Genomic DNA, 12,294 nt, shown 5'->3' with positions numbered 1-12,294 from the left:
CCGCCCAGTCCTCCACCTTGATCACCCTCCAGAGTGACTGAAGGGGGTCAGTTTTCAGCCGTCGCCACGGGGTCAGTTTTCACCCGTCGTCGACAGGCGCGGTCGCCGTCGACACCCCGAAACCCGCCCCGAGCTCGGTGAACGTCTCACCCTTACGCAGGATTCGAACCTGCGGCACCCGCTTTAGGAGCGGGATCGAATCTCTGGCGGGTGGTGCTTGGCTGTGCCGCGTGGTGCTCTTATGCCTGATCAGCGCCGCGCGGCATGACCGGCCATCCGGCTCAGGACGGCTCCTGTTACGCCGTCCGCTCACGCGTTCGGCGGCCGTGGGGCGTCCAGCGGCGGACCATGCTGTGGCGCCGAAGGCTGATTTTCTCCCGTAGGTGTACCGGGGTAAGTGGCATCCCTCCGAGTTGGCCTCTGTCACTAACGCTAATGTTTCTAACAGTGATGTTACTATCTGCGAGGGTGCTGGGTAAACACTCTGGAAGGCGGCGACATGGCAGATTTCGTGGGCAGGCGGCACGAGCTCGAGACGCTGGATCGCGAGCTGGGCAAGGTGACGGCTGGGGTCGGTGGGGAGCGGCCCGGGCGGTGCGTGATGCTTCGAGGGCGCCGCCGGGTGGGTAAGTCGAGGTTGGTGGAGCGGTTCGCCGAGAGGTCCGGTGCGCCGTTCCTCTTCTATGCCGCCACAGGGGCGTCGCCGGGGGTGGACCTGGAGCGGCTCAGCCAGGATGCGCGGTCATCCAGCCTTCCGCTGGCGAATCTGATGTCCGCGGCCCGCCCGGCGAGTTGGGATGCCGCCTTCGATGTACTGGCGGCGGCACTGCCGCACGACCGGGCGAGCGTGGTGGTCATGGACGAGGTGCCCTATTTGATGGATGCGGAGGGCGCCTTCGAGGGCATGCTTCAGCGGGCCTGGGATCGAGTGCTGGAGACGAAGCCGGTTCTGCTGGTTCTCATCGGCTCCGACCTGTCGATAATGGAGGCGCTGAACAGCTATGGATGCCCGTTCCACCAGCGCGGACGGGAGATGGTGCTGGGTCCGCTTAACCCGGCGGAGGTTGGTGAGATGCTCGGCCTCGATCCCGCCTCGGCCTTCGATGCGGCCTTGATCACCGGTGGACTGCCTCTGATCTGTGCAGAGTGGGCGCACGGCGCCGGGATGTGGGAGTTCCTGCAGGCGGCACTCAGCGATCCGGTCTCGGCCTTGCTGGTGTCGGCGGAGCGCTCGCTCGCTGCAGAGTTCCCCCAGCAGGTCCAAGCCCGCACCGTCCTCTCGGCGATCGGCAGCGGTGAGCGGACGTTCTCCAATATTGCCCGCGCCGCCGGCGGGATCGGGGCGACCCCGCTACAGCGGTCGCTGGGGATTCTTGCGGACAAGCGGGTGATCGCGGCGGAGCTTCCCGTGTCCACGAGGCCTTCGAAGGATCGTCGCTACCGGGTTGCGGATCCCTACCTCCGCTTCTGGCTGAAGCTCCTGGGTCCGGCGATGGAGGAGATCGAGCGAGGCCGAGGTGACCTGACGCTGCGGCGTATCCGCGAAAACTGGACCAGCTGGCGTGGCAGGGCCGTTGAACCTCTGGTGCGCGAGGCGCTGGCACGGCTGCTGCCCGACGCGAACCTCCCCGCCGCCCCCGCCATCGGCGGTTACTGGACCCGTACCAACGATGTGGAGATCGACGTCGTGGGAGCGGACCGTGCGCCGATCGCCGAGCAGCTGTTGTTCGTCGGCTCGGTGAAGTGGCTGGAGAACTCCCCGTTCGACCGGCACGATCTCGCGGCGCTGCACCGACACCGCGCCGCGCTCACGCCTGCTCCCGTGCCTGTGATCGCTGTCTCGCGCAGCGGGACTGACTGTGCGGGGCTCGACGCTGCGTACGGCCCGGCGGAACTCCTCGCGGCGTGGTCCTCCTGAGCACGCCAAAACATCGCGAGATCGAAGCTGGCTGGCCGTCGGGCTGATCTCGCCCACCTGCCAGCTCGGCCAATCGGTGGGGCAGGCTCAGCTCATGGCCCACTGCCACGAATCCCGAAATCCGCAGAGCCCCGCTCGCCGGCGCGGGTACGGGTACGGGTACGGAGCACTCTCCGGCCAGGGTGTGACGTTCCTTGCCTGAGTTCGAAAAGTCGTTCAGTCTCGATGAGCGTGTGAAAACCGGAGAAGTTCGGTGGTGATCTGTTCGGCTTCTTGGTCGAACGGTGTCAGGTAGGTGACCACGTCACGGCTCCGCACCGTATCGGGGGCGTTGATGCGGTCGTTGATCTGGGCCAAAGCGGCTTCCAGGCGCGTGCGATGCTCGCTGATGTTCTCCTCGACGGCATCGATGAGCATTCGACCTTGATCGCGGACAACTTCATTGAAGCCGTCGCGCGCGTTTTGCGCCTGCCGATCGAGCATCGGAGGGGGCGCCGCGTGGGGAGAGCGGCGAGGTGACGACCACGGTGGCCGCCGGATGAGCCAGGCCCTGGGCTGGGCCGGCGCGGCGGCACTGGTGATCAGGGCCGCGCTGGCGGCCCGGCTGCTGCTGTCCGCCGTCACCGTGCGGGGCGGCAGCATGACCCCGACCCTGCTGCACGGTGATGTGCTGCTGGTGCTGCGCGGAGACCATCCCCGCTCGGAGGACTCCAAACAGTGGGGCTTGTGCCCGACGGACCGGATGTACGGAGTGATGCTGCTGCGGCTGCGCACCGGGGGCGAGCACGCCGCCGCCTGACCGCCGCTACCTAGGAGTACGGCTCGCACACCGTGAACGACACCCTTTCGACGTCCTTCGAGGGCGTCAGCAGGTGGAAGACGATCGTGTGCCGGCCCGGATCGAAGGCACCGAAGGGGTTGCGCCGATTCTTGGTCGTACCGGTCACCCAGTCCGTTTTCCATCCCTCGTCCGCGCCGTCCACAACCCAGCGGTAGCCGTACTTCAGCTGCTTGCCCGACGGGCCCTTGAGCAGGGCGACAGGGAAGAGACTGGGGGAATAGCAGTTGTTTCCGGTCTGTTGCCCGTCCAGGGTCAACGACACCAGGCGTACGGTCCCCGCAGGCGTGGTCGTGGCTTTTGACGGGGCGGTCGTGGGTGTGAGAGTGGGTTCGGGCGTGGGCTGCCTGCGGGAGACTGTGGGCTTCGAGCCGCTGGTCCTGGTGGCGCGGGTCTTCGTGGCCGGCGCGCTAGGTGTCTTGCCGGTGTCCTGTTTCTTGGGCGGTGCGCTGGGTGTTCTGGTGGGACGCTGTTCGGTGGCCGACGGGTTGGGCGCGGCCGTCGAGGGTAGCCAGATGATCGCCCCGGTCACCAGGGCAGCGGACACCGCCAGCGCCCCGGCGCCCGTCAGTATCGCCTTCCAGCGTGGGCGACTCACGGCATGGGTCGCCATACCGCCTCGATGGCCCGTCAGGTCGCCTGGCGTACCGGTGGGCGGAGCGCCGATGAGCCGGAGCAGGACGTCCTGCATGGCGGGCCGGGCGGCCGGGTCCTTGGCCAGGCAGGACAGCACGATCGGGTGCAGCGGGCCGGGCAGGTCGCCCAGGTACGGCTCATCGTGGAGGATGCGGCGGATCACCGCGGGCAGCGAGTCGTGGCCGAACGGCGCACTTCCCGTCGCGGCGAACACGATCACCGACGCCCACGCGAAGACGTCGACCGCGGGACCGAGCGGGGCGCCCGCGATTTGCTCGGGCGCCATGTAGGCGGGCGTGCCGACGATGCTGCTCGTCACCGTCAGCGAATGGCCGGACGCGCGGGCGATGCCGAAGTCGATGACCCGCGGCCCATCCCGGCCAAGCAGCACGTTGGCGGGTTTGAAGTCGCGATGCACCACCCCGGCCCGATGGATCGCGGCCAGTGCGGTCGCGGTCGCCACCGCGAGCCGCTGCAGGTCAGCGCCGAAGTGCCGGCCGGCCTGCTGGAGTGTAGGTCCCTCGACATACTCGGTCACGATGTACGGCCGGCCGCCCAGCGAGGCGTCGAGCACCTGAGCGATGCAGAACGGCTCCACCCGGCGCGCCGCGTCGATCTCCTTGGCGAAGCGGTGATCACCGGCCAGGCCGTCCGCCAGCAGCTTGACCGCGACCGGTCGCCCGTCGGGCCCCTGACCCAGGTAGACCACCCCTTGGCCGCCCGCGCCCAGCCGCCCGAGCAGCCGGTAAGGGCCCACGGCCGGGGGATCTTCTGGCAGGAGCGGGTTCATCAGTCGCTCGGGCAGATGGTGAAGGAGAAGGGCTTCGATACCGATTGGGGGGAGGTGAGGCGGAGGGTGACCCGGTGCGGGCCGTCCGTCTGCACGAGCGGGCCGATGACCTGCTGGGTGTGGCTTTCGGCGATGACGCTCTGAGAGCGCGACACCACCTTCCCGTCCAGGACCCATTCGTAGCGGAAGTCGGTGGCCAGCTTGGTCCCCTCGACCAGGCCGGAGATGTTGCCGTGGTTGAACACGCAGTCCGGGGAGTCGGCATGCCTGGGACCGATGACGCGCACCCACACGATCCGGAAGGAACCGCTGCCCGCTGAGGATCTCGACGGCGAGGTCGTGGGTTTGACAGCTGTCCGCGTCGGTTTCACGGTCTGCGTCGGCTTCACGGTCGGTTTCACAGTTGGTTTCACGGTCGGCTTCGTCGTGGTCGCCGGGTTCTTGGTCTTCGGGCGCTGAGGCGTTTTCGTCTTCGCCGGGGTGGGCGTCCCGGTAGTGGCCAACGTCAGTGGCTGCGTACTCGGCTGCGGTCCCCAGGAACCCCAGGCGCTCGTGGCGCCCCAGGCGACGGCGCTCGCGACCGCCAGCGCCCCCACGCCGGAGACACTCGCGATGACCGCCGTCCTGCCCCCGCGCCGCCGCCCGGGAACCGTGGGCGAAGCGTGGCCGCCGACGCCGTCCGGAGGCCTGGGGGCCTGTCCGCCCAGGAGGTGCAGCAACACGTCCCGCATGGCCGGCCGACGCGCCGGATCTTTGGCCAGGCACCCCAGCACGATCGCGCGCAACGGTTGCGGCAGGTCGCCGAGCTGCGGCTCGTTGTGCAGGATCCGATTGATCACCGCGGGCAGTGAGTCCTCGCCGAACGGGGGCACCCCGCTGGCGGCGAACACGATCACCGACGCCCACGCGAAGACGTCCACCGCGGGACCGAGTGAGGCGCCCGCGAGCTGCTCCGGCGCCATGTACGCGGGCGTCCCCACGATGCTGCTGGTAGCCGTCAGCCCCGATTCGACGGACCGGGCAATTCCGAAGTCGATCACCCGGGGGCCGCCCTGTCCGAGCAGCACGTTGGCGGGTTTGAAGTCGCGATGAACGATGCCCGCCTGATGAATGGCCGCCAGTGCGGTCGCGGTCGCCACCGCGAGCCGCTGCAGGTCGGCGCCGACGTGGCGGCCCGCCTCCTGGAGCGTGGGCCCCTCGACGTACTCGGTCACGATGTACGGCCGGCTGCCCAGCGAGGCGTCGAGCACCTGAGCGATGCAGAACGGCTCCACCCGGCGCGCCGCGTCGATCTCCTTGGCGAAGCGCTCATCGGCGAGTCCCTCGCGCAGCACTTTGACCGCGACCGGCCTGCCGTCGGGCCCCTGGCCCAGATAGACCACCCCTTGGCCGCCGGCGCCCAGCCGCCCGAGCAGCCGGTAGGGCCCCACGGCAGCGGGGTCGCCTTCCCGGAGGGGTTCGACGTGCGACATGGGGCTCCTGCGACACGGGTAGGGGATCTTCGGCACCATAGCGGGAAATGTCAGACTTAGTGAGCAAGTCGGGTAAACCACGCCCAGGCGCGGATGCGCGCACCATCGCCGCGGCCCGCGCCGGCTCGACACCGGTCAGGTGTCGGTCCGGCAGCACTAGGGTCTGCCTGTTCCCGACGAGGTCACACGGGCCTGAGGCCCAGGAGCGCGCCCAGGGTGCGTATCGACTGTTCGAAGCCGCCGCGTCTCTCCTCAAGAGTGTTCTCGAACTGGCCGAACACCTCGAAGTTGACCCAGCCGTACAGGCCGGTCCACGCGGTGAGGCCGCGGAAGATCAGGTCATCGGGCACCCCGGGCATGATCTGACGCAGGTTGTCGGCGTCGTCGGACAGTGCGGCGGGGGCGGGCGGGGCGAGGTCGGGCGGGGTCAGCGCGCCCGCCTCGTACGCCTGCGAGACGATCCGGCCGAACACCGCCACGTCGCGCAGCCGGGCCGCGATCGTCTCCTCCGGCGCCTGGTAGCCGGGCACCGGCGAGCCGTACAGCAGCGTGTACTCGTGCGGATGGGCCAGCGCCCAGTCGCGCACGGCATGGCAGACCGCCAGCCAGCGCCCCGCGAAGTCGCCGGGCGCGCCGGCTTCGTCGGCGGCCTCCACCGCCGCGCCGAGCGCGTTGTAGCCGTCGATGATCAGCGCGGTCAGCAGGTCATCGCGGCTGGGGAAATAGCGGTAGATGGCCGATGACACCATGCCCATCTCGCGGGCCACCGCGCGCAGGGAGAGACCGCCCGCGCCCTCGATGGCCAGCTGACGGCGGGCGATGTCGGTGATCTCCCGGGTGAGCTCGGCCCTGACGCGTTCTCTCGCGGTACGGCTAGCTGTCATGTCATCGACCATATCAGAGCACTGAGAGAAAACGAGAGCACCGCTCTTGACGAATGTCGATCGAATGAGAGAGCATTGCTCTTGTAAGAGAACGGCAGTCACACGGAGGTTCGACATGCTGGCCATCGCCAAGGGCGCCAACGCGGCCCTGATGTTCTTCCTGGAGCTCGGGGTCCTCGCCTCCGTAGGCTATTGGGGCTTCACGGTGAGCCCGAACTGGGCGATCAAGCTGCTCGCCGGGCTCGGCGGGCCCGCCTTGTTCATCGCCGCGTGGGCCCTGTTCGGTGCGGGTGGCGGCGCCAACGCCGTCTTCCCGCTGACCGGCCTGGCCCGGGCCGCCCTGGAGATCCTCTGGTTCGGTGGCGGCGCCCTGGCGCTCTACGCCGCGAGCCTGGCCACGCCGGCCGCCGTCTTCGCCGCACTCTTCGTCATCAACGCGGTTCTCCGCATCATCTGGAAGCAGGTCTGATCATGGGTAAGCACGTCGTGGTGGGTTCCGGTCAGGTCGGCACGCATGTGGCCACCAAGCTGCTGGCGCAGGGGCACCAGGTCACCGTGGTGACCCGCTCGGGCAGCGGCCCCGCCGGGGCCGAGAAGGTGGCGGCCGACGTCAGCGACAAGGCGCGGCTGACCGAGGTCGCCAAGGGCGCCGACGCTCTCTACAACTGCGTCAACCCGAAGTATCACCGCTGGCTGACCGACTGGCCGCCGATGGCCGCGTCGTTCCTGGCCGCCGCCGAGGCCACGGGTGCGGCTCTGGTCATCCTGGGCAACCTCTACCCCTACGGCCCGGTCAAGGGCCCGATGACCGAGGACCTGCCGCTCGCCTCGACCAGCCCGAAGGCTCAGGTGCGGGCGAAGATCTGGAACGACGCGCTGGCCGCGCACAAGGCGGGCCGGATCAGGACGACCGAGGTGCGCGGTTCCGACTACTTCGGCCCCGGCGCCACCGACCAGTCCTACCTGGGTGACCGGTTCCTCGTGCCGTTCCGGGCCGGCAAGACCATCCAGATCCCCTGGTCGGCCGACATTCCGCACAGCTGGACGTACCTGCCCGACGTGGCCGACGCGCTGATCGTCGCGGGCACCGACGAGCGGGCCTGGGGGCGGCCGTGGCACGTGCCCACCACCGACCCGCTGAGCTTCCGCCAGGTCGGCGAGCGGATGGCGGCCATCGCGGGGCGCCCGGTGCCCAAGCTGGCCACGCTGCCGTGGCCGGCGATCCAGGCGGCGGGCCTCTTCTCGCCGATGCTCAGGGAGCTGAAGCACATCCGCTACCAGTTCGTCGCACCGTACGAGATGGACTCGTCGGCCTTCCAGCGTACGTTCAATGTCGCGCCGACCCCGATCGACGAGGCGCTCGCGGCTACGCTCGAGGCGTGAAGATAGCCATGATCGGCCTGGGCGACATCGCGGAGAAGGCCTACCTGCCCGTGCTCGCCGCCCAGCCGGGCCTCGACCTGCACCTCTGTACGCGCAACAGCAAGACCCTGGACCGGCTCGGCGACACCTACCGGATCGCCGGCCGGTCCACCTCGGTGGATGACGTGATCAAGAGCGGGGTCGAGGCCGCGTTCGTGCACGCCGCCACCGGGGTCCACCGCGAGCTCGTCGAGCCGCTGCTCGACGCCGGGGTGCACGTCTACGTGGACAAGCCGATCGCCGACAACCTGGCCGACTGCGCGGCTCTCGTACGGCTGGCCAAGGCGGGGAGGCGGTCACTCATGGTCGGCTTCAACCGCCGGTACGCCCCCGGATACACCGGGCTGCTCGACCTTCCCCGGCACCTCGTGCTGATGGCGAAGAACCGCGAGAAAAACCCCGACATCCCTCGGCGGGTGATATTTGATGACTTCATTCATGTGGTCGACACGCTGCGGTTCCTCGCCCCCGGCGAGGTGACCGGGACCCGGATCAGGACCCGCGTCCGGGATGGCCTGCTCGAGCACATCGTGCTGGAGCTGTCCGGTGACGGCTTCACCGCCATCGGCCTCATGAACCGGGTCAGCGGCGCCACGGAGGAGACCTGCGAGGTCATGGGCGACGGCGTCAAGCGCCGGGTGGTCAACCTGGGCGACGTGGTCGACTACGTGGGCGGTGAGACGCTCACCCGGCGGCCCGACTGGGTGCCGGTCGGGCGGCAGCGTGGTATCGAGCAGATCTGCCTGGAGTTCCTCGCCGCGGTCCGTGAGGGCCGCGTGATCAGCGCGGACGACGCGCTGATCAGCCACGCCATCTGCGAGGACATCGTCGCGGACGCCTCCTGATCACGTGACGGCTCACGAGCGCTGCCGACGGCGCATCCAGGAGTCGGCGGTGGTCAGCAGGCGGCCGAACGACCGCCTGCCGAGCCGGGTCAGCACCGTGAACCCGCCCGCGTCACTCATCGGGCTGGAGGACGACACCACGCCCGCCACCGCCTCCCCGTACACGGCCGGCCCGCCGCTGCCGCCGGCCGGAGCGTGGCAGTTCCGCGTCACCAGCACCCCCGGCCCCCGGCTGGTGCCCTCGTCGGCGTCCCCCACGCAGTGGTACATCCGCGTGCCGGGATACCGCCGCCCAGCCGGATAGCCGAGCAGGTCGAGCCCGCGCAGCGACGTACCCCTGCGGGTGGCCAGCGGACGCAGCCCGCGCCCGGTCGCGGCCTCCAGCGTGCTCCCGCGCCGCCGCACCCCGACCAGCCCGACGTCGTACGGCAGCAACGCCGCCGAGTACGGCCGTCCCTGCCACTGTTCGGGCACCCAGGTCCGCCGGGCGACCCAGACCCCGAGCGGCGGCCGGCCCTGGTCGAACCCCGGCAGGAAGGCCACCTGCCGCAGCGGCCGGCCGTCGTGGTAGAGGCAGTGCGCGGCCGTCAGCACCAGGCTGCGGCTGCGCGACCTGATCACCGCGCCCCCGCACAGCACGGTCGTCCTGCTGACCGGATCACGCCCGAGCAGCACCCCGATGAGCCGCTGCGCTCCGGTGTAGGGACGGGCGACCGGCGCGTACCCCAGGCGGTCGCCGTCCGGTGTCAGCACCCTGCGCGGAGGTATCGATCGCTGGGGGACCTCCGCGAGGCCGGTCGGGTCGAGCAGGGTCAACGACAGCACCATCCTGAGCACCCGTACACTCTAAGCCGCCGATGATCACTGCCTTGACCTGCGACATCAAGGTTTACCGAAGGCCGGGGCGACGATGAACCTGATCGTGGCCCACGCGACGTAGAGCAGGGGTGAGCACAGCACCAGGACGCCGACCACCGGCTTGACCAGGATGACGGCCACGGCCAGGACGAGCACGGCGAGGCTGATGGCGGCCAGGTACCAGCGCCGCGCCACCAGGTAGAGGCTGGGGCGCACGAGGTCCCGCAGCCGCGCGGGCTCGCGGCGCGGCTCGGCCAGCAGCACGAGCGAGGCCACGACCACGGCCACCACCAGCGCCGCCGCCGTGGCGAAGAACGGCGCGAGCGCCGGTCCCCAGGCGGTGCGCGCGACCACGACGGCATCCAGAACCAGCACGCTCACGGCCACGGCGCCGGCCGCCCAGAGGGTGAGCGCGCGGGCGCCGCCGCGGCGGTAGCCGTCCCAGAACGTACGGAAGACGGCGGTCGAGCCATCGCCCAGCGCGGCGAAGCAGTTGAACGCCCCGGCCAGCGCGGGCGCGCACAGCGACGACAACGCGACGAAGAACGGCCACGACGCCGCCGGGTCCCGGACGACCGCGAGCGCCGCCAGGAGCGGCGCGCAGGTGACGGCGAGCAGGACGTTCGTCATGAGGCCGACGTACACGGTGCCGAAGACCTTCTCGTATGTCGCCTGTTCGGCCGGGCGGAACAGGCTCCGCACCGCCGCGCCGGGCCCGCTCATCACTTCAGCCCGCTCGTCGCGATGCCGCGGATGAAGTAGCGCTGCCCCAGCAGGAAGATGACCAGGATCGGCAGCACCGACAGCACCGCGCCGGTCATCATCATCGCGTACTCGGCGTCGTACTGCCCGACGAACGAGCGCAGGCCGAGCTGCACGGTCCACAGCTCGTTGCTCGTCAGGTAGATGAACGGCCCCATGTAGTCGTTCCAGGTGTTGACGAAGGTGAGCAGGGCCAGGCTGGCGAGCGCCGGTTTGGACAGCGGCAGGATGATCCGCCAGTAGATGCCGTACTCACTCAGCCCGTCGATCCGGGCCGCTTCGCACAGGTCGTCCGGGATGGACATGTAGTACTGGCGCATGAGGAACACGCCGAACGCGCCGAACGCCTGCAGCAGGATGATCGCCCAATAGGTGTTCGTCAGGTCGGCTTTCTGCATCATGATGTACTGCGGCACCATGTACGCCTGCCAGGGCACGGCGATGGTGGCGATGTAGGCGAGGAACAACGCGTCCCGGCCCGGAAAGCGCACCTTGGCGAACCCGTAGGCCGCGAAGCTCCCGGTGAGCAGTTGCAGCAGCGTGATCGTCACGGACAGGAACGCCGAGTTGCCCAGGTAGGTGAGCAGCGGGATGCGTTCCCAGATCTCCACGAAGTTCGACCAGCGCAGTTCGCGGGGGATCCACTGGATGGGCACCGCGAAGACCTCGTTGTCGCGCTTCAGCGCGGACGACACCATCCAGGCGAACGGCACGAGCACCAGCACGGCGAGCACGGAGAGTGTGAGGTAGGCCAGCGCCCTGCGGAGCGGACTCCCGCCGGAACGGTCCCCGCTCTCGGCCGTCGCCGGCGGGCGCTGCCGGGCGGCGGCCGGGGGAGCATCGTGCAGTGCGGTCATCGGGCGCTCCTCCGCTCGTTGATACGGAACTGGACGACGGTGACGGTCAGCACGATGACGAACAGCACCAGGGCGATCGCCGAGGAGTAGCCGAACTTCCCCTCGGTGATGCCTTCCCGGTAGATGAGCTGGCTCAGCACCAGCGTGCTGCGGCCCGGGCCGCCGTCGGTCATGACCACGATGAGGTCGAGGACCTTGAAGCTCTGGATCGTCAGCATGACGACCACGAAGAACGTCGTGGGCCGCAGGCACGGCAGAGTGATGCCCCAGAACCGCTGCCAGGCGTTGGCGCCGTCCACCCGCGCGGCCTCGTAGTACTCCTTGGGGATCGTCTGCAGGCCGGCGAGGTAGAGCACCATGTAGTAGCCCATGTCCCGCCACACGCTGGTGACGATCACGGCCGGCATCGCCCAGTCTGTGCTGGCCACCCACCTGGGCGGATGCGCCACGCCGAGCGCTTCGAGGACCTGGTTGATCGGTCCCGCCGTCGGGTTGAACAGCATGTTCCACACGATGGCCACGGCGACCAGCGAGGTGATGTACGGGAAGAACGCCGCGGTGCGGAAGAACGCCACCCCGCGCAGCTTCCGGTTGAGCGCGATGGCCAGGCCGAGCGCGGCGACCAGCGTCAGCGGGATGTGGCCGAGCGCGTAATAGAGGGTGTTACGCAGGGCGACGTGGAAGTTCTCGTCGGAGAACAGCCGCTGGAAGTTCTTCAGCCCCACCCATTCCGGCGTGCTGTAGGAGTCCCAGTCCAGGAACGCCAGGGCGAACGCCGCGACCATCGGGATGAGCGTGAACAGGGCGAAACCGACGAAGTTCGGGAGGATGAAGCTCCACCCGATGAGGATGTCGCGCCAGGCCCGTCGCCAGTGCGGCGGGGCGGTGGGCGCCGGTCGTGTTGCAACGTTGGCCATGGCCGTCCTTCTGCACGGTGGCCCGTGGGCCCGGACGCCGGGCGTGCGCGGCCCGGCCAGTCGGACGAGCACGTCGAGCAGCCGGCCGCCGGTGT

13 protein-coding genes are annotated in these 12,294 nt (G+C 69.4%); 5 read left to right on the top strand and 8 right to left on the bottom strand.

The window, feature by feature from the left end:
- The first annotated feature begins 499 nt into the window (after positions 1 to 499).
- Positions 500 to 1,918 carry a DUF234 domain-containing protein gene (locus AB0F17_RS62695; RefSeq protein ID WP_358045956.1) on the top strand — a complete coding sequence of 473 codons (1,419 nt, stop codon included), beginning with the start codon at positions 500 to 502 and terminating at the stop codon, positions 1,916 to 1,918.
- Between the two features lie 216 nt (positions 1,919 to 2,134).
- On the opposite strand, the gene AB0F17_RS62690 is transcribed toward AB0F17_RS62695, so the two are convergent.
- Positions 2,135 to 2,401 carry a hypothetical protein gene (locus AB0F17_RS62690; RefSeq protein WP_358045953.1) on the bottom strand — a complete coding sequence of 89 codons (267 nt, stop codon included), beginning with the start codon at positions 2,399 to 2,401 and terminating at the stop codon, positions 2,135 to 2,137.
- 55 nt (positions 2,402 to 2,456) lie between these two features.
- Here AB0F17_RS62690 and AB0F17_RS62685 point away from each other — a divergent pair, with 55 nt between their 5' ends.
- Entirely contained in the window at positions 2,457 to 2,717 is a 261-nt protein-coding gene (locus AB0F17_RS62685) for a hypothetical protein (protein ID WP_358045950.1), read from the top strand.
- Positions 2,718 to 2,727: 10 nt separating this feature from the next.
- Here the strand turns inward: AB0F17_RS62685 and AB0F17_RS62680 are convergent, their stop codons facing one another.
- From AB0F17_RS62680 to AB0F17_RS62670, 3 genes are all read right to left on the bottom strand, one after another.
- A complete protein-coding gene (locus AB0F17_RS62680) occupies positions 2,728 to 4,182 on the bottom strand; it encodes a serine/threonine-protein kinase (protein ID WP_358045947.1) in 1,455 nt (484 codons plus the stop codon).
- Positions 4,182 to 5,654 carry a serine/threonine-protein kinase gene (locus AB0F17_RS62675; protein WP_358045944.1) on the bottom strand — a complete coding sequence of 491 codons (1,473 nt, stop codon included), beginning with the start codon at positions 5,652 to 5,654 and terminating at the stop codon, positions 4,182 to 4,184. Before AB0F17_RS62675 ends, AB0F17_RS62680 begins: the two co-directional genes overlap by 1 nt.
- Before the next feature lie 182 nt (positions 5,655 to 5,836).
- Entirely contained in the window at positions 5,837 to 6,538 is a 702-nt protein-coding gene (locus tag AB0F17_RS62670) for a TetR/AcrR family transcriptional regulator (RefSeq protein WP_358045941.1), read from the bottom strand.
- A 115-nt stretch (positions 6,539 to 6,653) separates the two neighbouring features.
- On the opposite strand from AB0F17_RS62670, the gene AB0F17_RS62665 reads away from it, so the two are divergent.
- From AB0F17_RS62665 to AB0F17_RS62655, 3 genes are read left to right on the top strand one after another with little or no spacing between them, the layout of a single operon-like run.
- A complete protein-coding gene (locus tag AB0F17_RS62665) occupies positions 6,654 to 7,007 on the top strand; it encodes a YrdB family protein (RefSeq protein WP_358045938.1) in 354 nt (117 codons plus the stop codon).
- A gap of 2 nt (positions 7,008 to 7,009) precedes the next feature.
- Entirely contained in the window at positions 7,010 to 7,921 is a 912-nt protein-coding gene (locus tag AB0F17_RS62660) for an NAD-dependent epimerase/dehydratase family protein (protein ID WP_358045935.1), read from the top strand.
- Positions 7,918 to 8,805 (top strand): Gfo/Idh/MocA family oxidoreductase, encoded by an 888-nt coding sequence (locus tag AB0F17_RS62655; RefSeq protein WP_358045932.1) that lies wholly within the window; start codon positions 7,918 to 7,920, stop codon positions 8,803 to 8,805. The genes AB0F17_RS62660 and AB0F17_RS62655 overlap by 4 nt, the downstream gene beginning before the upstream one ends.
- A gap of 12 nt (positions 8,806 to 8,817) precedes the next feature.
- Here AB0F17_RS62655 and AB0F17_RS62650 read toward each other — a convergent pair whose 3' ends face one another.
- The 4 genes from AB0F17_RS62650 to AB0F17_RS62635 form a co-directional block, all read right to left on the bottom strand.
- The gene (locus AB0F17_RS62650) at positions 8,818 to 9,633 is read right to left on the bottom strand and encodes a trypsin-like serine protease (RefSeq protein ID WP_358045959.1); all 816 of its coding nucleotides are present in this window, start codon (positions 9,631 to 9,633) and stop codon (positions 8,818 to 8,820) included.
- A 54-nt stretch (positions 9,634 to 9,687) separates the two neighbouring features.
- Positions 9,688 to 10,386 carry a hypothetical protein gene (locus AB0F17_RS62645; protein ID WP_358045929.1) on the bottom strand — a complete coding sequence of 233 codons (699 nt, stop codon included), beginning with the start codon at positions 10,384 to 10,386 and terminating at the stop codon, positions 9,688 to 9,690.
- Positions 10,386 to 11,282: a carbohydrate ABC transporter permease gene (locus AB0F17_RS62640; RefSeq protein WP_358045927.1), complete on the bottom strand. Its 897-nt coding sequence runs from the start codon at positions 11,280 to 11,282 to the stop codon at positions 10,386 to 10,388. The genes AB0F17_RS62645 and AB0F17_RS62640 overlap by 1 nt, the downstream gene beginning before the upstream one ends.
- On the bottom strand, positions 11,279 to 12,294 hold a 1,016-nt coding region (locus AB0F17_RS62635; RefSeq protein ID WP_358045924.1), incomplete at its 5' end, for a sugar ABC transporter permease. The genes AB0F17_RS62635 and AB0F17_RS62640, both read right to left, overlap by 4 nt.

Source organism: Nonomuraea sp. NPDC026600, from assembly GCF_040638335.1.
Taxonomy (GTDB): Bacteria; Actinomycetota; Actinomycetes; order Streptosporangiales; family Streptosporangiaceae; genus Nonomuraea.
Note: the sequence above shows the minus strand (reverse complement) of the source record. Positions and strands in the feature narration are given on the sequence as shown.